18 protein-coding genes are annotated in these 20,448 nt (G+C 69.0%); 9 read left to right on the top strand and 9 right to left on the bottom strand.

Annotated elements, in window-relative coordinates:
* Positions 1-12: 12 nt before the first annotated feature.
* Both FHR66_RS05805 and FHR66_RS05800 read left to right on the top strand, forming a co-directional pair.
* Positions 13-1,998: a glycoside hydrolase family 127 protein gene (locus FHR66_RS05805; protein WP_160970123.1), complete on the top strand. Its 1,986-nt coding sequence runs from the start codon at positions 13-15 to the stop codon at positions 1,996-1,998.
* A gap of 214 nt (positions 1,999-2,212) precedes the next feature.
* Positions 2,213-2,935 carry a 4'-phosphopantetheinyl transferase family protein gene (locus tag FHR66_RS05800; protein WP_160970125.1) on the top strand — a complete coding sequence of 241 codons (723 nt, stop codon included), beginning with the start codon at positions 2,213-2,215 and terminating at the stop codon, positions 2,933-2,935.
* A 138-nt stretch (positions 2,936-3,073) separates the two neighbouring features.
* Here FHR66_RS05800 and FHR66_RS05795 read toward each other — a convergent pair whose 3' ends face one another.
* Positions 3,074-3,325, bottom strand: coding sequence for an SHOCT domain-containing protein (locus tag FHR66_RS05795; RefSeq protein ID WP_160970127.1), 252 nt, complete (start codon positions 3,323-3,325; stop codon positions 3,074-3,076).
* Positions 3,326-3,361: 36 nt separating this feature from the next.
* Positions 3,362-4,111, bottom strand: a complete 750-nt coding sequence (gene gpmA, locus FHR66_RS05790; RefSeq protein ID WP_150410911.1) for a 2,3-diphosphoglycerate-dependent phosphoglycerate mutase — start codon at positions 4,109-4,111, stop codon at positions 3,362-3,364.
* Positions 4,112-4,349: 238 nt separating this feature from the next.
* Between gpmA and nfi the strand changes: the two genes are divergently transcribed.
* Positions 4,350-5,069, top strand: a complete 720-nt coding sequence (nfi, locus tag FHR66_RS05785) for a deoxyribonuclease V (protein ID WP_160970129.1) — start codon at positions 4,350-4,352, stop codon at positions 5,067-5,069.
* A gap of 30 nt (positions 5,070-5,099) precedes the next feature.
* Here nfi and FHR66_RS05780 read toward each other — a convergent pair whose 3' ends face one another.
* Complete coding sequence (locus FHR66_RS05780) at positions 5,100-5,492, bottom strand: hypothetical protein (protein ID WP_160970131.1); 393 nt, start codon at positions 5,490-5,492, stop codon at positions 5,100-5,102.
* 305 nt (positions 5,493-5,797) lie between these two features.
* Here FHR66_RS05780 and FHR66_RS05775 point away from each other — a divergent pair, with 305 nt between their 5' ends.
* Together FHR66_RS05775 and FHR66_RS05770 are read left to right on the top strand one after the other, a co-directional pair.
* Positions 5,798-6,667 carry a pirin family protein gene (locus FHR66_RS05775; RefSeq protein WP_160970133.1) on the top strand — a complete coding sequence of 290 codons (870 nt, stop codon included), beginning with the start codon at positions 5,798-5,800 and terminating at the stop codon, positions 6,665-6,667.
* Between the two features lie 349 nt (positions 6,668-7,016).
* Entirely contained in the window at positions 7,017-7,484 is a 468-nt protein-coding gene (locus FHR66_RS05770; protein ID WP_160970136.1) for a hypothetical protein, read from the top strand.
* A 147-nt stretch (positions 7,485-7,631) separates the two neighbouring features.
* Here the strand turns inward: FHR66_RS05770 and FHR66_RS05765 are convergent, their stop codons facing one another.
* The gene (locus FHR66_RS05765; RefSeq protein ID WP_160970138.1) at positions 7,632-8,492 is read right to left on the bottom strand and encodes a pirin family protein; all 861 of its coding nucleotides are present in this window, start codon (positions 8,490-8,492) and stop codon (positions 7,632-7,634) included.
* 974 nt (positions 8,493-9,466) lie between these two features.
* Between FHR66_RS05765 and FHR66_RS05760 the strand changes: the two genes are divergently transcribed.
* Positions 9,467-11,539 (top strand): carbon starvation CstA family protein, encoded by a 2,073-nt coding sequence (locus FHR66_RS05760; protein WP_167087574.1) that lies wholly within the window; start codon positions 9,467-9,469, stop codon positions 11,537-11,539.
* The gene (locus tag FHR66_RS05755; protein ID WP_160970142.1) at positions 11,539-11,763 is read left to right on the top strand and encodes a YbdD/YjiX family protein; all 225 of its coding nucleotides are present in this window, start codon (positions 11,539-11,541) and stop codon (positions 11,761-11,763) included. Before FHR66_RS05760 ends, FHR66_RS05755 begins: the two co-directional genes overlap by 1 nt.
* Before the next feature lie 274 nt (positions 11,764-12,037).
* Here FHR66_RS05755 and FHR66_RS05750 read toward each other — a convergent pair whose 3' ends face one another.
* Positions 12,038-12,724: an HAD-IA family hydrolase gene (locus FHR66_RS05750; protein ID WP_160970144.1), complete on the bottom strand. Its 687-nt coding sequence runs from the start codon at positions 12,722-12,724 to the stop codon at positions 12,038-12,040.
* A gap of 332 nt (positions 12,725-13,056) precedes the next feature.
* Here FHR66_RS05750 and FHR66_RS05745 point away from each other — a divergent pair, with 332 nt between their 5' ends.
* Complete coding sequence (locus tag FHR66_RS05745; protein ID WP_160970146.1) at positions 13,057-13,824, top strand: ankyrin repeat domain-containing protein; 768 nt, start codon at positions 13,057-13,059, stop codon at positions 13,822-13,824.
* A gap of 34 nt (positions 13,825-13,858) precedes the next feature.
* Positions 13,859-15,055: an XVIPCD domain-containing protein gene (locus FHR66_RS05740; RefSeq protein WP_160970148.1), complete on the top strand. Its 1,197-nt coding sequence runs from the start codon at positions 13,859-13,861 to the stop codon at positions 15,053-15,055.
* A gap of 357 nt (positions 15,056-15,412) precedes the next feature.
* Here FHR66_RS05740 and FHR66_RS05735 read toward each other — a convergent pair whose 3' ends face one another.
* The 4 genes from FHR66_RS05735 to FHR66_RS05720 form a co-directional block, all read right to left on the bottom strand.
* Positions 15,413-16,072, bottom strand: a complete 660-nt coding sequence (locus FHR66_RS05735) for a hypothetical protein (RefSeq protein WP_160970150.1) — start codon at positions 16,070-16,072, stop codon at positions 15,413-15,415.
* Positions 16,059-16,580: an RNA polymerase sigma factor gene (locus FHR66_RS05730; protein WP_160970152.1), complete on the bottom strand. Its 522-nt coding sequence runs from the start codon at positions 16,578-16,580 to the stop codon at positions 16,059-16,061. The genes FHR66_RS05735 and FHR66_RS05730 overlap by 14 nt, the downstream gene beginning before the upstream one ends.
* Before the next feature lie 111 nt (positions 16,581-16,691).
* A complete protein-coding gene (locus FHR66_RS05725; protein ID WP_160970154.1) occupies positions 16,692-17,936 on the bottom strand; it encodes a DUF819 family protein in 1,245 nt (414 codons plus the stop codon).
* Positions 17,937-18,322: 386 nt separating this feature from the next.
* Complete coding sequence (locus FHR66_RS05720; protein ID WP_160971077.1) at positions 18,323-20,392, bottom strand: S9 family peptidase; 2,070 nt, start codon at positions 20,390-20,392, stop codon at positions 18,323-18,325.
* Between the last annotated feature and the right edge of the window lie 56 nt (positions 20,393-20,448).

Raw genomic sequence — 20,448 nt, 5'->3', positions numbered from 1 at the left:
GATCTCCGCTCCATGCCGCATTCGCCCGTGCCGTCCCCGGAACTGCCGCTCGCCCACCTGCGCATCGCCGACCCGTTCTGGCAGCGCTACCAGCGCCTGGTGCAGGAGGTGGTGCTGCCCTACCAGTGGGACGCGCTCAACGACAACGTCGCCGATGCCGAACCCAGCCATGCCATCGAGAACTTCCGCATCGCCGCCGGCCGCAGCGACGGCGCGTTCTACGGCATGGTGTTCCAGGACAGCGACGTGGCCAAATGGCTGGAAGCGGTGGCCTACCTGCTGGCGCAGCATCCCGATCCGGCGCTGGAGCGCGATGCCGACGCCACCATCGAACTGATCGGCGCCGCGCAGCAGGCCGACGGCTACCTCAATACCTACTTCACCGTGAAGGCGCCGCAGGAACGCTGGAGCAATCTGGCCGAGTGCCACGAGCTGTACTGCGCCGGGCACATGATCGAGGCTGGTGTGGCCTATTACCAGGCCACCGGCAAGCGTGCCCTGCTCGACATCGTGTGCCGGCTCGCCGATCACATCGACGCCACGTTCGGACCCGGCCCGACGCAGTTGCACGGCTACCCCGGGCATCCGGAGATCGAACTGGCGCTGATGCGCCTGTACGAAGCGACAAGCGAAGCCCGCTACCTGGCGCTGGCGCGCTATTTCGTCGAACAGCGCGGCACCACGCCGCACTACTACGATGAAGAATACGCCAAGCGCGGCCAGACCTTCTTCTGGGGCGGGCACGGCCCGGCCTGGATGATCCAGGACAAGGCCTACAGCCAGGCGCACCTGCCGGTGGCGCTGCAGGACACCGCGGTCGGCCATGCGGTGCGCTTCGTGTACCTGTACGCGGGCGTGGCGCACCTGGCCCGGCACAGCGGCGACGCCACCCTGCGCGCGGCCTGCGAGCGGCTGTGGGACAACGCCACGCAGCGGCAGATGTACCTGACCGGCGCGATCGGCGCGCAGAGCTACGGCGAAGCCTTCAGCGTCGACTACGACCTGCCCAACGACACCGCCTACAACGAGAGCTGCGCCTCGATCGGGCTGATGATGTTCGCCAACCGCATGCTGCAGCTGGCGCCGGACGGCCGCTACGCCGACGTGATGGAGCGGGCGCTGTACAACACGGTGCTGGGTGGCATGGCGCTGGACGGCCGCCACTTCTTCTACGTCAATCCGCTGGAAGTGCACCCGCTCACGGTGCACGGCAACCACACCTTCGACCACGTCAAGCCGGTGCGCCAGCGCTGGTTCGGCTGCGCCTGCTGCCCGCCCAACATCGCCCGCGTGCTGACCTCGCTCGGCCACTACCTGTACACCCGCCGCGACGACACGCTCTACGTGAACCTCTACGTCGGCAGCGATGCGCTGTTCGAGGTCGGTGGGCAGACCCTGACCCTGCGTCAGCGCGGCGAGTATCCGTGGCAGGACACGATCGCCTTCGACGTGGACTGCAGCGCACCGGTGGACGCGGCGCTGGCCCTGCGCCTGCCCGACTGGTGCCAGGCGCCGCACCTGCAGCTCAACGGCGAACCGGTGGCGATCGACGTGCATCGCCAGCATGGCTACTGCGTGCTGCGCCGGCGCTGGCAATCCGGCGACACCCTGCAACTGCGCCTGCCGATGCCGCCGATGCGGGTCAGCGGGCACCCGCGCGTGCGGCACCTGGCCGGCAAGGTCGCCGTGCAACGCGGACCGCTGGTGTACTGCCTGGAGCAGGCCGACAACGGCGCCGACCTGCATCAGCTGCGCCTGCCGTCCAGCGCCACACTGCAGACGGTGCCCGGCACCGGCGCACTGGCCGGCCAGGTGCTGCTGCAAGCCAGTGGCGAACGCCTGCACGGCGACGTCGACGCCGCAGCCGCGCCGCTGTACCGCTACGATGCGCCGCCACCGACGCGGCGGCCGCAGACCCTGACCTTCGTGCCCTACTTCGCCTGGGCCAATCGCGGCGAGGGCGAAATGCGGGTGTGGGTGGACGTCGGCGACGGTTGAAGGCAACGCTGCGGGACCTATCCTGTAGGAGCGGCTTCAGCCGCGACGGGGCGTTTCCCGGTAACGCCCGCCGCGGCTGAAGCCGCTCCTACCGGGCAAGCTGCATCTAGTTCAATCGTGGCGGAAGCAGGTCACCGACGCGACGCCTGCCTGCCGCGCCCCGTGGGCCGCTTCGCACGCCCGCAACGGCCAGCGCACGCTCTAAGCTAGGGTCATGGATGCCCTGGCTCCCGTCGCACCGCCGTTCGCCCGCCTTGCCCTCGGCGCGCATCGCATCGCCGTGCCGGATGCCTGGCTGCTGGCGTTCGAGGTCGATGCCTTCGACAGCGCGGATTTCCAGCGCCACGGCCTGCAGCAGCCGGCGTCGATCGCACGCAGCGTGCGCAAGCGCCAGGCCGAGTACCTGGCCGGACGGCGCGCGGCGCTCGCCGCGCTGCGGGCCGCCGGCAGCACGGCAGCCGATCTGCCGATCGGTGTCGACCGCGCACCGGTCTGGCCCACCGGCTTTCTCGGCAGCCTCTCGCATACCGACGGCCTGGCGGTCGCCATCGCCATGCCGGTATCCGCCGGGGCACAGGGCATCGGCCTGGACGTCGAACGCGTGGTGGCCGCGGACCAGCTCGAAGCGATCCGCAGCCTGGCCCTGGATGCCAGCGACTGCGCCGCGCTAGCCGGTCTCGCCCGTGTCCGCGACTGGCCGTATGCGCTGACCCTGGGCTTCTCGGCGAAGGAAAGTTTCTACAAGGCCGCCGCGGCGACCGTCGGCCGCTTGTTCGACTTCGACGCCTTGCGCATCGAAGGCTGCGATCCGGCCAGTGGCAGCCTGGACACGCGCATCGCCACGCCGCTGGCGCCGGCCTTGCCGGTCGGACAACGGCATCGCCTGCACTGGGTGGAGGTACAGCCCGACCTGCTGCTCACCAGTTGCGTCTGGTAGCACGTCCCGGCGTCACCACGTGGTCACGCGGATGCAGCAACGCACGCCGCATGCGACACGCCGCGCGTTGCGAGCACGCGCACTGCGCCGTGCCTGGTCAGACCGCGAAGACGCGCCGCTTGCCGCGGCGCCATGCACTCACAACGCGAACAGGATCTGCTCGCGCCGGCGTGCGTACTCCGCCGCGTCGATCAGGCCCTGCGCTTTCAGTTGCTCCAGCGCACGCAAGCGCTGTTCGACCGAAGCGGCGGGCGGCAACGGCGGTGGCGCCGCGGCCGCCGGCCGGCGCCGCTGGGCACGGATCGCCAGCCACACCACCACGCCGATCAGCAGTGGGACACCGAGCATGACCAACAGCACGAGCCAGTGCCAGATGCTGAATCCACCCATCGCTTGCTCCTTCCGGCCGCGTGCCGATCGTGGCGCTTACTTCGCCTTGCCCTGGTTGGCCACCGCTTCGGCCGCCTTCTTCGCCGCTTCCGGATCGCCCAGGTAGCGGTAGGACTGCACCTGCAGGCTGTCGTCCAGTTCGAACAGCAGCGGGATGCCGGTGGGGATGTTGAGCTCGAGGATCTCCTCGCGCGACACGTCGTTCAAGTACTTGTACAGCGCGCGCAGCGAGTTGCCATGGGCGGTGACCAGCACGGTCTGCCCGGCCTTGAGCTGCGGCGCGATGGCGTCGTGCCAGTACGGCAGCACGCGCTCGAGCGTGGTCGCCAGCGACTCGGTGGCCGGCAGCGCATTGCGGTCCAGGGTGGCGTAGCGACGGTCGTGCAGCGGATGGCCCGGATCCTCGGCGTCCATCGGCGGCGGCGGGATGTCGTAGGAGCGGCGCCAGATCTTGACCTGGTCCTCGCCGTGCTTGGCCGCGGTCTCGGCCTTGTCCAGGCCCTGCAGGCCGCCGTAGTGGCGCTCGTTGAGGCGCCAGCTCTTGTGCACCGGCAGCCAGTCCTGGTCCAGCTCCTTCAGCGCGCCCTGCAAGGTGTGGATGGCACGCTTGAGCACCGAGGTGTGGGCGACGTCGAACTGCAGCCCCTCTTCGCGCATCAGCCGGCCGGCGGCGGCCGCTTCCTGGCGGCCCTGCTCGGTCAGGTCCACATCGACCCAGCCGGTGAAGCGGTTATCCAGGTTCCACTGGCTCTGGCCATGGCGCAACAGTACGAGTTTGCGGGTCACTGCGACGGTCTCCGTTGGGGGATGCGTGGGTCGTGCGGCCCTGGATTGTAGCCGGTGGCGGGGATTGGGGATTCGGGATTGGGGAATCGCCAGAGCCGGTTCCCGTCGGTCGCTGGCGACCAGGCCACGCCGGGCCGCACGACGTGCCGGAGCTCATGCTGTTACGAATCCCCAATCCCGAATCCCCAATCCCCGCCTCTCCACACCCCAGCCACGAACGCGGCGCGATCATCGGCGCATGGAAACCTCTTCGCACTCCGTGTTCGGCGATTGGGACGGCAGCATCGTGCAGGCGCGCGCGCTGCAGGCGACGCTGGCGCGTCAGGTCAGCCTGCAGGACGACGTGCCCGATCTGCCGCGGTGGCTGGCCGGCTTCGACGTCGGCTTCGAGGACGACGGCCAGGTCACCCGTGCGGCCGCGGTGCTGCTCGATGCGCAGACCCTGCAGCCGCACCAGGCCGAGATCGCGCGCGTGCCCACCTCGATGGCCTACGTGCCGGGCCTGCTCAGCTTCCGCGAGCTACCCGCGCTGCTGGCCGCATTGGCGTTGCTGCGGCAGCGGCCGGACCTGGTATTCGTCGATGGCCAGGGCATCGCCCATCCACGTCGGCTCGGCATTGCCGCGCACTTCGGCGTGGTCACCGGGCTGCCCAGCATCGGCGTGGCCAAGACGCTGCTGGCCGGCCGCTTCGAGGAACCCGGCACGCAGGCCGGCGACCACAGCCCCATCGTGCATCGCGGCGAAGTGGTCGGTTGGGCGCTGCGCAGCAAGCTGCGCTGCAATCCGCTGATCGTCTCGCCCGGCCACCGCGTGGCGGTGGACAGCGCGCTGCAATGGACCCAGCGCTATCTGCGCGGCTACCGCCTGCCGGAACCGACCCGACTGGCCGACCGGCTGGCCTCGCGCCGCGGCGAGGTGGTGGTGGTGCCGGCCGCCGACACGCCGTCGCTGTTCTGAATCGGGCGCCGTGGCCGGCGGCCACATCGATCATCGATTGCTGATAACGATGCCGTTGTCGACGATCTGGATGTACATGCCTGCCGGGCGCGGCCGCGCGAGGAACTGCAGATTGACGCTGGCGATGCCGCTACCGACGGCGCAATCGGCGGTCGCCATGCCGATCGCCGTGTAGCGGATATTGGTCCGCAGGGTCGGGCCGGCGACGCGATGGCCGTTGGCGACCGGATAGCAGCCGGCACCTTGTCCACCGGTGACCAACAAGGCCTTCGCGCCCCACAGATCGTTGATGATCTCGGTGGGCACGTTCATGTTCGGCACGCCTTGCGCCTGCGCCGCGAACGCCGCGCCTGCGAGCAGCAGCAGGCCAAGGCGCGACCAGACGGCGCGGCGACAGCGGATATGCGATGCGACATGCTTCATGTGGGTGCTCCTTCGGGGGAAGAGGGATCGATGCAGCGCCATGTGCTATGAGTTCGCCCGTGCGAACGGCCACGACGCGCGCCGATTATTCACAGGCCCACCGCTGCGTCGCAGACAAGAAGTGCGCGCAATTCGCACTATGCGATTCCGGGACGCCGGCATAACCGCGCGACATAGCGCGCGCACGTCGGGGATCGGCGCCGCGCATGAGCGCATCCGGGACAGTCCGTCTTGCCGTGGCGCCGCAACGCGAGCGTCCGCGCATGCGAAGCTTCGCTTCCGTTTTTGCGACCGCGAGCATCCGCATGCCCACCCTCATCGCCCCCCGCGTCCACGATATCGGCGGCTTCGAAGTGCGTCGTGCCGTCCCCAGCGTGCAGGCGCGTAGCGTCGGCCCCTTCGTGTTCATCGACCACATGGGGCCGGCGGTGTTCGAGCCGGGCCATGGCGTGGACGTGCGCCCGCACCCGCACATCGGCCTGGCCACGGTCACCTTCCTGTGGTCCGGCGAGATCGGCCACCGCGATTCGCTCGGCTCCGATCAGGTGATCCGCGCCGGCGACGTCAACTGGATGACCGCCGGCCGCGGCATCTCCCATTCCGAACGCACGCCAACCACGCTACGCGAGCACGCGCATCCGCTGCACGGCATGCAGACCTGGGTGGCGCTGCCGAAATCGGCGGAAGAGACCGCACCGGCGTTCTACCACCACCCGGCCGCCAGCCTGCCGCAGCAGCGCCGCGACGGCGCGTGGCTGCGGGTGATCGCCGGCCGCGCCTACGGCGAGGAGTCGCCGGTGACGGTGTTCGCCGACACCCTCAACGTGGCCCTGGATCTGGACGCAGACGCGGAAATCGCCCTGGATAACCGGCATGCCGAGCGCTCGCTGTACATCCTGGAGGGCGAGGCGCAACTGGACGGCGTGGACATCCCCGCGCGCCACCTGGTCCTGCCCGAGCCCGGCGCGCGCGGGCGGCTGCGCGCCAAGACCCCGCTCAAGGCGATGCTGATGGGCGGCGAACCGCTGGATGGCCCGCGCCACCTGTGGTGGAACTTCGTGTCCAGTTCGGTGGAACGCATCGAGCAGGCCAAGCAGGACTGGCGCGAGGGCCGCTTCGGCACGATCCCCGGCGACGACCAGGAATTCATTCCGCTGCCCGAACCCCGCCGCTGAGCCGCAGCAGGCGCGCATCCGGGCTTTGGCGCCGCCCGCGAGTGCGCCAACTGCCCTCGTCAGCCCCTGCCATTCGCGCCGGAACCGCCCGGTCGGCGCAGCCGGGCAGGTGCCGCCACGCCGTACCGCGCGTGCGGATATTCCGGAATTCCCATCCCAATTGTCAGCTGCGCGGCGCTGGGCTATGGTGCAACCGCGGCCGCGTGCGCGTGGCCGCACACGGGACACGCACTGCGTCGGGAGATGCACTGCCGGGATCCCGCACAGGATGGGGCGCTCCCGCAGACGACGCCACAGGCGTGCGTATGGATCGAACGCGTCGCATCGCGGCGTATGGGGAACATCGCGAATGAAGACACTCTTGCGCAAGGCACTGCTGACCGCTGCGGCGGCGCTGCCCGCCGCTGCCGCCACCGCGCAGCAGGCACAGAACTGCCCACCGCTGCCGCCGCAGAGCAAGCTGCAGTGGAGCGAGCGCAGCGACAAGGGATTCATCGTCTGCCGCGCCAGCGACGCCGAGGGACGTCAGGTGCTGGGCATGATGCTCACCGCACGCGACCCGAACATTCCGCTGCAGCGCACGCTGCGCGAGGAAAAGGGCGCCATCGCCGGTGAGCAGGTGTACTGGTACCGGCCGGACCTCGGCGGAGCGGAGCTGCCGGGCCTGGCCTCGCGCCGGATCGCGATCGCGGAGCTGAAGAAGGGCCAGTTCGCCCAGGTCTGGATCGACGCCGCCGACACCCAGGAACTGCAGACCCTGCAGTCGCTGGTGCGGGGCCTGGACATGCGTCAGTCGAGCCTGGCGCTGGAGCGCTGAAGCCGGCGCGCTTCGCGATGGGCTGCGACATGGCGTAGGAGCGGCTTCAGCCGCGACAGGGCCTTGCTGCCGGCAGTGCCCTGTCGCGGCTGAAGCCGCTCCTACGAGGAAACAAACCTCGCACCAGAAACGGTGCGAACCACGCCCTCAGAAACGCCCTTCCTGGAAATCCACGAAGGCCTGCATCAGCTCCTGGCGCGTGTTCATCACGAACGGCCCATGCCGCGCGACCGGCTCGCGCAACGGCCGGCCAGCGACGAGGATCAGCCGCGCGCCCTGCGCGCCGGCCTGCAGCTGCAGCAGGTCGCCGCCGCCGAGCACGGCCAGCGTCTGCGCCGGCAGCACGCGCGCCGCTTCGCCCTCGCCCAGCGCCGCCTCGCCCTCGAACATGTAGGCGAAGGCGTTGTGCCCGGACGGCAGTTCGAACGCCCAGGACGCGCCTGCGTGCAGCGCAATGTCCAGATACAGCGGATCGGTGGCCGGCTGCGCGATCGGGCCGTGCACCTCGCCGACCTGGCCGGCGATCACCTTGACCGTCACCCCCGGCGCCGGCTGCGCCACCGGAATGCGTTCGGGCGCGAACTCCTGATAGCGCGGCGCGCTCATCTTGTCGCGCGCCGGCAGGTTCACCCATAGCTGGAAGCCGCGCATGCGCCCTTCCTCCTGCTCCGGCATCTCCGAATGCACCAGGCCGCGGCCGGCAGTCATCCACTGCACGCTGCCTGGGGTCAGCAGACCCTCGTTGCCGTGGTTGTCCTTGTGCCGCATGCGTCCGTCGAGCATGTAGGTGACGGTCTCGAAGCCGCGGTGCGGATGGCTGGGGAAGCCGCCGACGCAGTCCTCGGCCCGGTCGGTGCCGAACTCGTCGAGCAGCAGGAACGGATCCAGCTCGGGCAACGCAGCGCCGCCGATGACGCGGGTCAGCTTGACCCCATCGCCGTCGGCGGTGGCGTGGCCGCGGATGGCGCGCAGGATGCGCGCGGGGGCGACGGTGGTGGACGCGGTCATGGTGGACGATCTCCTGATGAGATCCCCACCATGGGTGCCGCCGCCACCGCGCCCAACCGCGACCGGCGCAACCCATCGTTCCATCCGGTGTGGTGGGGCCGCTCCCTTGTCCTGTCGAGACCATGAACTCCCTTCTCCCTCCGGGAGAAGGTGCCCCGCAGGGGCGGATACGGGTCCGGGCGCAACCTCGCGCACTGCCCCATGGTGCAGACTGAGTTCGCGCGGGCTTTGCCCCTACCCTCACCCCAACCCCTCTCCCGAGGGGAGAGGGGCGCAAGCGGCCGCGCCCCTTGTGCCGTCGCGGCCATGAATCCCTTCTCCCGCCGGGAGAAGGTGCCCCGCAGGGGCGGATGAGGGTCCGGGCGCAACCTCGCGCACCGCCCCATGGTGCAAGCTGAGTTCGCGCGGGCTTCGCCCCTACCCTCACCCCAACCCCTCTCCCGAGGGGAGAGGGGCGCAAGCAGCCGCGCCCCTTGTGCCGTCGCAGCCATGAATCCCTTCTCCCGCCGGGAGAAGGTGCCCCCGCAGGGGCGGATGAGGGTGCGGGCGCAACCTCGCGCACCGCCCCATGGTGCAAGCTGAGTTCGCGCGGGCTTCGCACCTACCCTCACCCCAACCACTCTCCCGAGGGGAGAGGGGCGCAAGCAGCCGCGCCCCTTGTGCCGTCGCAGCCATGAATCCCTTCTCCCTCCGGGAGAAGGTGCCCCGCAGGGGCGGATGAGGGTGCGGGCGCAGCCTCGTGCACTGCCCCATGGCGCGAACTGGTTTCGCGAGGGCTTCGCTCCGTACCCTCACCCCAACCCCTCTCCCGGGGGGAGAGGGGCTGAAGCGTTGCGACGCGCGAACCCTCACTCTCTCCAATCGCGTCACAAGGGCTGTCTACGACCAAAGTACTAGGCCCCTGACCGCCCCCGCCATTGACCCCCCAGGCCATCGGGGCGACCCTTGCGGCAATCTCTGGGGGAGCGTTCTGCATGAAAGGGTTTTCCAAGCTGGCCTGGGCCGCACTCGCCATCCTGGCGGCGTTCTGCCTGGGCACCATCGCCCTGCGCCGCGGCGAACACATCAATGCGCTGTGGATCGTGGTGGCCGCGGTCTCGATCTACCTGATCGCCTACCGCTTCTACAGCCTGTTCATCGCCAACAAGGTGATGCAGCTCGACCCCACCCGGGCCACGCCCGCGGTACTCAACAACGACGGCCTGGACTACGTGCCGACCAACAAGCACGTCTTGTTCGGCCACCACTTCGCCGCCATCGCCGGCGCCGGACCGCTGGTCGGGCCGGTACTCGCCGCGCAGATGGGCTACCTGCCCGGGCTGCTGTGGCTGGTGGTCGGCGTGGTGTTCGCCGGCGCGGTGCAGGACTTCGTGGTGCTGTTCCTCTCCAGCCGCCGCAATGGGCGTTCGCTCGGCGACCTGGTGCGCGAGGAGATGGGCCAGGTCCCCGGCACCATCGCCCTGTTCGGCGCCTTCCTGATCATGATCATCATCCTGGCGGTGCTGGCGATGGTGGTGGTCAAGGCGCTGGCGGAAAGCCCATGGGGCATGTTCACGGTGATCGCGACCATGCCCATCGCGATCCTGATGGGCGTGTACATGCGCTACATCCGCCCCGGCAAGATCGGCGAGATCTCGATCGTCGGCCTGATCCTGCTGCTGGCGGCGATCTGGTTCGGCGGCAAGGTCGCCGCCGATCCCACCTGGGGCCCGGCCTTCACCTTCACCGACGTGCAGATCACCTGGATGCTGATCGGCTACGGCTTCGTCGCCTCGGTGCTGCCGGTGTGGCTGCTGCTGGCGCCGCGCGACTACCTGTCCACCTTCCTCAAGATCGGCACCATCATCGCCCTGGCCATCGGCATCCTGGTGGTCATGCCCGACCTGAAGATGCCGGCGCTGACGCAATACGCACACAACGGCATGGGCCCGGTGTGGACTGGCGGCATCTTCCCGTTCCTGTTCATCACCATCGCCTGCGGCGCGGTGTCCGGCTTCCACGCACTGATCTCCTCCGGCACCACGCCCAAGCTGCTCGCCAACGAAGGCCATATGCGCTACATCGGCTACGGCGGCATGCTGATGGAATCGTTCGTCGCGGTGATGGCGCTGGTCGCCGCCTCGATCATCGAGCCGGGCGTGTACTTCGCGATGAATGCGCCGGCGTCGATGGTCGGCAACGACGTCGTCGCGGTCGCGGCCAAGGTCAGCGAATGGGGATTTGCGATCACCCCCGAGGTGCTCGAAGCCACCGCCCGCGACATCGGCGAGACCACCATCCTGGCCCGCGCCGGCGGCGCCCCGACCCTGGCGGTCGGTATCGCGCAGATCTTGCACCAACTGCTGCCGGGCGAGGACATGATGGCGTTCTGGTACCACTTCGCGATCCTGTTCGAGGCGCTGTTCATCCTCACCGCGGTCGATGCCGGCACCCGCGCCGGGCGCTTCATGCTGCAGGACCTGCTGGGCAATTTCGTGCCGGCGCTGAAGCGGACCGAATCGTGGGCCGCCAACATCGTCGCCACCGGCGGCTGTGTGGCGCTGTGGGGCTATCTGCTCTACACCGGGGTCAAGGATCCGTACGGCGGCATCCGCACGCTCTGGCCGCTGTTCGGCATCTCCAACCAGATGCTCGCCGGCATCGCGCTGATGCTTGGCACCGTGGTGCTGTTCAAGCTGAAGCGTGACCGCTACGCCTGGGTCACCATCGTGCCGGCGCTGTGGCTGCTGATCTGCACCACCTACGCGGGGCTGATCAAGATCTTCGACCCGAACCCAGCGCAGGGCTTCCTGGCGCAGGCGCACAAGTTCCAGGACGCGATCGCCAGCGGCACGATCACCGCGCCGGCCAAGACGGTGGCGCAGATGCAGCAGATCGTGACCAACGCCTACGTCAACACCGGGCTGACCGCCCTGTTCCTGTTCGTGGTGTTCTCCGTGCTGATCTACGCGGTGAAGACCATCCTCGCCGCCCGCCGCACCCCGCAGCGCAGCGACAGGGAAACCCCGTACGTGGCCTTGCAGCCGCACCAGATGGCGGACCTGTAATGAGCGGCGCACTGGTTCCGGTCGGCCAGTACCAGGCGCACCGCCGGCTGTGGCGGCGCCTGGTGCAGACCGCGCGGCTGTGCTGCGGCATCCCCGACTACGACAACTACGTGCGGCACATGCTCGAGAAGCACCCGGACCGCGAGCCGATGGACTACAAGACCTTCTTCCGCGAGCGCCAGGAGGCAAGGTATGGCGGCAAGAGCGGATTCCGCTGTTGTTGAGGGGCTGGGATTAGGGAGTCGGGATTGGGGATTGGTGGGACGCCTGACGGCGTTTGGCGATTCGACCGGATCACACGGCGGCTCTCGTTCTGACGCGGCAATGCCTGGCGACAGGCATCGCCGCGGCGCTGTTGTAGGAGCGGCTTCAGCCGCGAGGCCTTACCGATAGCGCGTCGCGGCTGAAGCCGCTCCTACGAACAGAGCGACATTCCGCGATGCCAGGCACTCGCGGAAACCTCCCATTCCCGAATCCCCATTCCCGAATCCCGGCTCTTCAGGCCGCCGCGGCCCGCACCAGTTCCGCATAGGTCTGCGGCAGCTCGCGCATGTGTTCCATCACCGCGGCCACGCCGAGTTGGCGAAGGGTCGCCGCATGCCCGGCAGGAATATGCGCGGCGCCGGTGAAGCCGATCACGGTCATGCCCGCGGCCAGCGCGGCACTGGCGCCGGTGGCGCTGTCCTCGATCACCAGGCAGCGCTCCGGCGCCACGTTCAATGTGCGCGCCGCCAGCTGATACACGTCCGGCGCGGGCTTGGGCCGCGCCACCATGTCGGCGCTGAAGATGCGCTCGCCGACGCGCTCGTGCAGGCCGGCACGCGCCACCGAGGCGACCACGCTCTCGCGCATGCTGTTGGAGGCGACGGCCAGCGGCAGCGGCAACGCCAGCAAGGCCTCGCGCACGCCGTCGATCGGCTGCACTTCGGCCGCGATCAGCGCTTCGGAGCGCGCGCGGATCTCCTGATACAGGCCCGGCGGCAACGTCAGCGCGTACTGCCGTTGCACGCGCTGCACGATCTCCTGCGCGGTGAGGCCGAAGCTGCCGGCGAGAAAGCGTTCCAGTTCGGCCCGCGGCACATAGGCGCCCAGCGCGTCGAGCATCACTCGGTCGGCCAGCACTTCGCTGTCGACGAGCACGCCGTCGCAATCGCTGATCAACAGGTCGAAGGGGGTCGCCGTCATCGCGCGCTCCTTTGGGAAAACGTCATTATGCCGCTGCGCACATGTCCCTCGCCTGTGCGGCATCTGCAGCCGCGGCAGCGCGTGCATGCAGGAGGCGCACGCGGCGCTGCCTGTATGCCCTGCCTGTTCGCCGCCTCACCACATCGCGGCGCATCCCGACTGACGGACGTTTGTTTCCGGTTAAACCACCATCCAGCTGGTGGGACGCCACCCGAGATCCGCAGACAGCGTCACAAAACTGGCGCAACACCGCCGCGATCGGCTGCTAGCATCGGGAGCGGCGCCAGGATCTGCGCCGTCATCCAGGACCGCGAACAGGAAAGGAGCCTTGCATGCGTACGCCCGTCCCCGCCCTGATCGCACTCGCGACCTCGCTGTTCTTCTCGGTCAGTTGCGCCGCACAGTCCGGCGCCAAGGAGCATTCCGCCATGTCAGCTTCGCTGCAGGATCATTCGGTCGCCTTTCGCGACCCCGCACTCGCCGACATCGTCGCCGCCATCGCGCGCGGCGATGTCGCCCGCATCGCCGCCCTGGCGCCCAGCACGGATCTGTCCGCGCACGGCGACCAGAACGTCACCCTGCTCGAATGGGCCATCTGGAACGAACAGCCGCGCGCACTGGCGGCGCTGCTCGACGCCGGTGCCGACCCGTCGCTGCCGGGCATGGACCAGGAAACCGTGGTGCACATGGCGGCCATGGCCAAGGACCCGCAGTACCTGCAAGTGCTGCTGCAGCACGGCGCCCCGGTCGACCCGGTGAGCGCGCGCGCGCACTGGACGCCGCTGTTCCGCGCCGTGCAGAGCAAGCGCGACGCGCAGATCGAGATGCTGCTCAAGGCCGGCGCCGATCCGAAGCGGGTCGACGCCACCGGCAACTCGTTGCTGCACCTGGCCGCGCAGAGCAGCGCCGGCAACCCGTGGGTGCCCAAGCTGCTGCAGGCCGGTGTCGATCCGACCCTGCGCAACGCGCAGGGCAAGACCTTCCAGGCCTACTTCTTCAACACGCCCGAGCGCCTGCTCAACGCCAACGCGCAGCAGACCCGCAACGACGTGCGCGCCTGGCTGAACGCCCACGCCATCCCCTTGGAAGCGACCCGCTGATGCGGTCGGTCACCCTCTTCGCACGGAGCCGCGCATGAACCAGAGCGATCTTTCCCCGTCCGATCCGTCCACCTCGTTCTCCGAGGCCGTCCGCGGCCAACAGCCACAGGCCGTGGACCGGCAACTGCCGCCGCTGCTGCAGGACCTCTACCACACCGCGGCCGAGCGCCGTGCCGGCGGCGCCGAGACCTTCGCCGCGCTGCCCGATGGCTGGTCACGCATGGACGACGCCGCGCTGCAGCGCGCCGGCATCGACCCGAGCCTGCAGCACGACGCCAAGAGCGGCTTCGATGCCGCGTTCTACCGCAACCCGCAGGGCAACGTGGTGCTGGGGTTTTGCGGCACCGACGAACTGAAGGACTGGAAACACAACCTCGGCCAGGGCCTGGGCTTCTCCGACGCGCAATACGCCTCGGCGATCCAGCTCGGCAGCCAGGCCAAGCAGGCCTTCGGCGAGAACCTGCTGATCTCCGGGCACTCGCTGGGCGGCGGCCTGGCCGCGGCGTCCTCGATGGTCAACGACGTGCCGGCGGTGACCTTCAATGCCGCCGGCGTCAACAACAAGACCCTGGAACGCGAGGGGCTGGACGCCGAGGCCGCCAAGGCCTACGCCGCCGACGGGCTGATCCGCGGCTATCACGTCAAGAACGAACTGCTGACCTACCTGCAGGAAGACAACCTGCTCACCCGTGGGCTGATGCCCGACGCCGCCGGCCGCCAGATCCAGTTGCCGGAACCGGACCCGCTGTCGTTCGGCCAGCGCCTGATTCCCGGCATGATGCTCAAGCACCGCCTGGACCTGCACGGCATCGACTCGGTGATGAAGGCCGAGGACCTGGCGCAGAACCAGAGCCAGCGTCAGGCGGAATCGGGCACGCTGTCGACCGGCAGCCGCCTGTTCAACGACGCGGTGGTGCAGTTGGACGGGCAGCGCGAGCGGCTCGGCCTGCACGACGACGCGGCCTTCCTCAACACCGCCGCCAGCGTCGCCGCGCGCGCCGGCCAGGACGGCCTGCAGCGCATCGACCAGGTCCTGCCAAGCCGCGACGGCGACCGCCTGTTCGCGGTCCAGGGGCAGCCGGAGAACCCGGCGCACCTGCGCAGCCAGGTGCAGACCGCGGCCGCGGCCCACGAGTCGTCGCAGGCCAACGTCGGTCAGTTGCAGCAGCAGAACCTGCAGGCGCCACCGCAACAGCAGGAAGAACGACAGCGCAGCGTGGCGATGCAGTAGTCGCTAGCAGTGGGCCGCATCGCGGCAGGCGTCCACGGAGACGCCTGCCGCGGCGGCCGACTAAGGGCCCCTGCCTGCACGGTGCTGGCCCTGCCCCACTCGCCGGCATGAGCCGGATGACGCATGCGTCGCCGGATGCGCCCCCCCCGCTGAAGGGAGCTTCTACTAACTACGGACGCTGCCTGTAGGAGCGGCTTCAGCCGCGACAGGCTTGACCAGGAATGCCTGTCGCGGCTGAAGCCGCTCCTACACGGGCAATGGCGCGTCCCGCCGAGCGAAAGCAAAGCGCGTCATTCGAGGTGCACCGAAGACGCGCCATCCCCGCGAGGCGATTGCGCAAGGTCGGCGGCGTGCGTGTCATGCGCCGCGGCGTGTCCGCCCATCATCGTCCGGACTCTCCTCGTCCAGGCCACGCAGATCGCGTTCGATCTCGGCCAGGCGCCGATGCTGCGCAGAGCGCTCGAACCAGGCCGGCCAGCGCAGCGATGCCACCACCAGGGCAACCGAGATCGCCAGCCCTGCCAGCAGGTTCGCCAGCACCACCGCCGGGCGCAGCACCCACAGATCCACGCCCGCGGTGTGCAGCAGCAAGCCCAGTGCCGGCACCCACATGACGCCGCCGCACGCGAACAGGATGCGATCGCTGCGCAGCCGCGTGCGGCGCAAGCGCACGATCGCCTGCTGGCTGTCGGCGATCGGGCCAGCGTAGTCGATCGCGCCGATGCGCCGCAGCTGCACGGCCGCGGTCAACAGCAGCGCCAGGCCGTAGCCGTGCAAGGCGAGGCCGTAGGCGACGAGATGCCAACTCCCCCAATGGTCGGTCCAGGCCGCCCCGCCCCACAGACTGAACAACAGGCCGATCGCCAACTGCAGCCACTGCGCGCCGGCGAGCAACCGCACGCGCCGGCCGATGCCGTGCAGCCCGCGCACGCGCTGCAGCGCATCGCTCCGCGCCGTCTGCCGTTCCAGTTGCCGGCCATAGTCGATCCAGGCCGCCTTGAGTTCATCGAGTTCCATTGCCGTCTCCTCGGTTGCCGCCGGTGGTGCGGCGCAGTTGATCCTTGATGCGGCCCAGGCGGGTCGCCACGTTGCCCTCGCTCGTGCCCAGCACCTCGGCGCATTCGCGCTGGCTGCATCCGTCCAACTGCAGCAACAGCAGCGCGCGATTGACGGGGGACAACAGGCGGATCGCCTGCTGCAGCAGCGCCACGCGCTGGCGCGCTTCGATATCGACGTCCTGCGCCCCCATCGCGTCCGGTGCGTACTCGGCTGCCACTTCACGATCGCGATGGCGGCTGCGCCGCTGGTGCGAGATCGCCACGTTCAGCGCGACGCGGTACATCCAGGTGGAAAACGGCCGCGCCGGATCGTAGGACGGCCACGCGCGCCACAGCGCGGCAGCGATCTCCTGGGCCAGATCCTCGCGGTCGTGGTAGCCCAGGCCATAGCTGGCGGCAATCTTGTAGACGATGCCGCGGTGCGCGCGCAGCAGGTCGGTGAAATCGGAGGCGGCGCGGGGCGACATGACGGTGCCGATGGGAAGGTTGTCGAGGTGATACGCGCCAGCGGGCGAAACCTCACACCGGCCGCAGTCGCCGCCGCAGCAAGCGGCGGCCGACCGTCACGCCGCCGCGGCTCAGCCGGCGCCGGCCATCGCGCGCAGCACGATGCCCACCACGTAGGCCAGATAGGTGCCGGTGGCGTAGCCCATCGTGCCCAGCAGCACGCCGACCGGCGCCAGCGCCGGATGGAACGCGGCGGCCACCACCGGCGCCGAGGCCGGACCGCCGACGTTGCTCTGCGAGCCGATCGCGAAGTAGAAGAACGGCACCCGCAGCAGCTTGCCCAGCGCCAGCAGCAGCAGGACGTGCACGATCAGCCAGATCAGGCCGAGCGCGAAGATCCACGGCCGGTCGAACAGCGCCAGCAGGTCCATCTGCATGCCGATGCAGGCGATCAGGAAGTACAACAACAGCGTGCCGATACGCGAGGCGCCGGCGCCTTCGAGGGTGCGCGCGCGGGTGAAGCTGAGCAGCAGGCCGAAGGTGGTCGCCAGCACCACCACCCACACGAACGGGGAGCCGAGGCTGAACTGCTTGGCCCAGCTGACGTTGGCGTCGAACCAGGCCGCCGCCGGCGTGGCGATCGCATGCGCCAGGCCGACCGCGCCGAACGCCACGCCGACGATCAGCATCAGGTCGGTGAGGCTGGCCACGCGTTCGTGCTGGGCCTGGAAGTGCGCGATGCGTTGCTTGAGGTCGTCGATACCGCGGGTGTCGGCGCCGCTGCGCGCGTCGATGGCCGGCGCACGCTGTGCAAGAAAGATCAGCAGCGCCATCCACACGTAGCCGACGCCGACGTCGACCACGGCGAACTGGCCGAAGGTGGTGGCGTCGACCTGGAACACTTCGCGCATCGCCAGCATGTTGGCGCCACCCCCGATCCAGCTGCCGGCCAACGCCGCCATGCCGGCCCAGGTGTCGCCGGCCACGGTGACCGGGTGCAGCCACTTCATGATCTGGAACGCCACCACCGCGCCGAGCATGATGCTGAAGGACGCGCCCAGGTACATCGCCACCAGCTTCGGCCCCAGCCGCAGGATGCCCTTGAGGTCGACGGTGAGGGTGAGCAGCACCAGTGCCGCCGGCAGCAGCACGTCGCGCGCGACCGGGTTGTAGAGCGAATTGTGTTGCCCGTCGATCAACCCGACGGTGTTGTAGATGCCCGGGATCAGGTAGCACAGCAGCAGTGCCGGCACGATGCCGTAGAAGCGCTTCCAGAATCCCGACGGCCGCGCCGCGGTCCAGAACACCGCGCCCAGCGTGGCGGCGATCAGGCCGAAGATGACGATGTCGTTGGTGATCAGGGGCGTCGAGGGCATCGGGCGATGGGGCAGGGATTGGGGATTGGGGATTGGGGATTGGGGATTGGAGGTTGGAGGTTGGAGGTTGGAGGTTGGAGGTTGGAGATGAAAACAGGGATCGAAAGAAAGCAGCAGGTTGAGTTCGCCGCATGGGAGCGCCGCAAGCAGCCTGCTTTTTGTGGGAGGGGCTTCAGCCCCGACGCTTTACCAATGAAGCGTCGGGGCTGAAGCCCCTCCCACAACGGCTAACGGATCGCTGGGAGCGCAGGGAAAAATCCCGAATCCCGAATCCCGAATCCCCAATCCCCAATCCCCAATCCCCAATCCCCAATCCCCAATCCCCAATCCCGGGACCTGGGCCATGACCCAGAACGGGGCCCGGTAAACCCGAGCCCCAGGTCCCCTCACTGCCCGATATGCTGCTTCAGCCAGCCGTTGACCGTGTCGTGCCACAACAGGCTGTTCTGCGGCTTCAGCACCCAGTGGTTCTCGTCCGGGAAGTACAGGAACTTGGACTCGATGCCCTTGCGCTGCAGCGCGCCGAACGCGGCCAGGCCCTGCTCCATCGGGATGCGGAAATCCTGCTGGCCATGGATCACCAGCATCGGCACCTTCCACTTGTCCACGTGCAGGATCGGGTTGAACTTCTCGTAGCCGGCCGGGTTCTGCCACGGCGTGCCGCCGTTCTCCCACTCGCTGAACCACAGTTCCTCGGTGGCGTAACCCATCATGCGGTTGTCGAACACGCCGTCGTGGTCGACCAGGCACTTCCATGGCTTGTTCCAGTTGCCGGCCATCCAGTAGACCATGTAGCCGCCGTAGCTGGCGCCCAGCGCGCAGGCCTTGTCGCCGTTGAGGAAGCCGTACTGCTTCTGCGCCGCGTCCCAGCCCTTCTGCAGGTCTTCCAGCGGGCGGTCGCCCCAGTGCTGGCTGATCGCATCGGTGAAGGCCTGGCCGTAGCCGGTGGAACCGTGGAAGTCGATCATCACCACCGCGTAGCCCTGCCCCGCGTAGGTCTGCGGGTTCCAGCGATAGCTCCAGCCGTTGCCGAAACTGCCTTGCGGGCCGCCGTGGATCAGGAACGCGACCGGATAGGTCTTGCCTTCCTGGTAGTTGTACGGCTTGACCACGTAGCCGTGCACGGTGTCGTTGTTCCAGCCCTTGAACGAGAACTGCTCGTAGTCGCCGAACTTCACGTCCGGCAGCATCTCGCCGGCGCTGGGGGTGATGGCGCGCGGCTGCTGGCCGTTGGCGTCGGCGACCATGATCTGGTCGCCGCTCTTGAGGCTGTTGCGGGTGAAGGCCAGCGTATTGCCGGCCAGCACCGGCGCGCCGACGCTGCCGTCGGCGGCCACGGTGCGCACCTTGCCGCTGGCCACGTCGACCGCGAACAGCGGGTGCTGGCCCATGTCGTCGGCGGTGGTGTACACGGTGGTGCCGTCGGCCGACAGCACGATGTCGCCGGCGGAACGGTCCCACTGCGGGGCGATCTCGCGGGTCTTGCCGCTGGCCACGTCCATCGCCATCAGGCCGAAGCGGTCGGCTTCGAAACCGGGACGCTTCATGGCGCGGTAGTACAGGGTCTTGCCGTCGGCGGAGAACACCGGGCCGGCGTCCCAGGCCGGGTTGGCCGCGGTCAGGTTGACCGGCGCAGCCTTGCCGGCGGCATCCAGCCGGTACAGGTCGAAGTTGGTCGACCACGGCTCTTCGCGGCCGGCCACGCGCACACTGGCGACCAGCGACTGCCCGTCCGGCGCCCAGGTGTAGTCCTCGCTGCCGCCGAACGGCTTGGAAGGGATGTCGCCGGCCAGGGTCACGCTGACCGCCGAGGCACCGGCCACCGGCTTGGCCTTGGCGCCGGCCGGCAATGGCGCGACGAACAGGCTGTTGCGGCGGCCGTCGTTCCAGGTGTCCCAGTGGCGCACGAACAACTGGTCGAACACCACGCCGGTGGCCTTGGACTGCTTCTTGGCATCCAGGCGCTTCTGCGTGCAGGCCAGGTCCGAACCGCAGTCCTGGAACACGCCGGCGCTGAAGGCCACGCGGTCGCCCTGCGGGGCGACGTGGTAGCTGTCCACGTCCAGCGCGAAATCGGTGAGCTGGCGCGGCGCGCCGCCGGCCAGCGGCAGCGCGTATAGCTGCTGGCGGCCGGACTTGGCGCTGAGGAAGTACACGGTCTTGCCATCGGCCGACAGCTCCGGCGAATTGACATTCCAGCCTTCCGGGGTCAGCCGCTTCGGCGGCGCCGCATCGCGGGTGCGCAGATCGCGCAGCCACAGGCTGGTGCTGGACTTCTCCAGCGCCTTGTCCATCTGCCGCTTGGCGAAGATCACCGTACCGCCATCGGGCGTCAGCAGCGGCGAGGACACCCGGTCCAGCGCGACCATGTCGCGGACATCGAAACCGCGGGTGGCGGCCAGCGCAGGCAGCGCGGTCAGCAGGGCCAGGGGCAGCAAGGCGTAGCGCAGGGTCATCGGGCGTCTCCGGAACACGGCAAAACGTCGATGGTAGGGGCCGTGGTGGGCGCGGC

It is taken from the genome of Xanthomonas sp. F4 (assembly GCF_011761895.1).
Note: the sequence above shows the minus strand (reverse complement) of the source record. Positions and strands in the feature narration are given on the sequence as shown.

Coding starts and splice junctions, on each gene's coding strand:
- FHR66_RS05735 (WP_160970150.1), bottom strand. CDS start 16,072: ATGGAACTCGATGAACTCAAGGCGGCCTGGATCGACTATGGCCGGCAA.
- FHR66_RS05725 (WP_160970154.1), bottom strand. CDS start 17,936: ATGCCCTCGACGCCCCTGATCACCAACGACATCGTCATCTTCGGCCTG.
- FHR66_RS05760 (WP_167087574.1), top strand. CDS start 9,467: ATGAAAGGGTTTTCCAAGCTGGCCTGGGCCGCACTCGCCATCCTGGCG.
- FHR66_RS05795 (WP_160970127.1), bottom strand. CDS start 3,325: ATGGGTGGATTCAGCATCTGGCACTGGCTCGTGCTGTTGGTCATGCTC.
- FHR66_RS05755 (WP_160970142.1), top strand. CDS start 11,539: ATGAGCGGCGCACTGGTTCCGGTCGGCCAGTACCAGGCGCACCGCCGG.
- FHR66_RS05750 (WP_160970144.1), bottom strand. CDS start 12,724: ATGACGGCGACCCCCTTCGACCTGTTGATCAGCGATTGCGACGGCGTG.
- FHR66_RS05745 (WP_160970146.1), top strand. CDS start 13,057: ATGCGTACGCCCGTCCCCGCCCTGATCGCACTCGCGACCTCGCTGTTC.
- nfi (WP_160970129.1), top strand. CDS start 4,350: ATGGAAACCTCTTCGCACTCCGTGTTCGGCGATTGGGACGGCAGCATC.
- FHR66_RS05770 (WP_160970136.1), top strand. CDS start 7,017: ATGAAGACACTCTTGCGCAAGGCACTGCTGACCGCTGCGGCGGCGCTG.
- FHR66_RS05805 (WP_160970123.1), top strand. CDS start 13: ATGCCGCATTCGCCCGTGCCGTCCCCGGAACTGCCGCTCGCCCACCTG.
- FHR66_RS05800 (WP_160970125.1), top strand. CDS start 2,213: ATGGATGCCCTGGCTCCCGTCGCACCGCCGTTCGCCCGCCTTGCCCTC.
- FHR66_RS05720 (WP_160971077.1), bottom strand. CDS start 20,392: ATGACCCTGCGCTACGCCTTGCTGCCCCTGGCCCTGCTGACCGCGCTG.
- FHR66_RS05740 (WP_160970148.1), top strand. CDS start 13,859: ATGAACCAGAGCGATCTTTCCCCGTCCGATCCGTCCACCTCGTTCTCC.
- FHR66_RS05775 (WP_160970133.1), top strand. CDS start 5,798: ATGCCCACCCTCATCGCCCCCCGCGTCCACGATATCGGCGGCTTCGAA.
- FHR66_RS05765 (WP_160970138.1), bottom strand. CDS start 8,492: ATGACCGCGTCCACCACCGTCGCCCCCGCGCGCATCCTGCGCGCCATC.
- FHR66_RS05780 (WP_160970131.1), bottom strand. CDS start 5,492: ATGAAGCATGTCGCATCGCATATCCGCTGTCGCCGCGCCGTCTGGTCG.
- FHR66_RS05730 (WP_160970152.1), bottom strand. CDS start 16,580: ATGTCGCCCCGCGCCGCCTCCGATTTCACCGACCTGCTGCGCGCGCAC.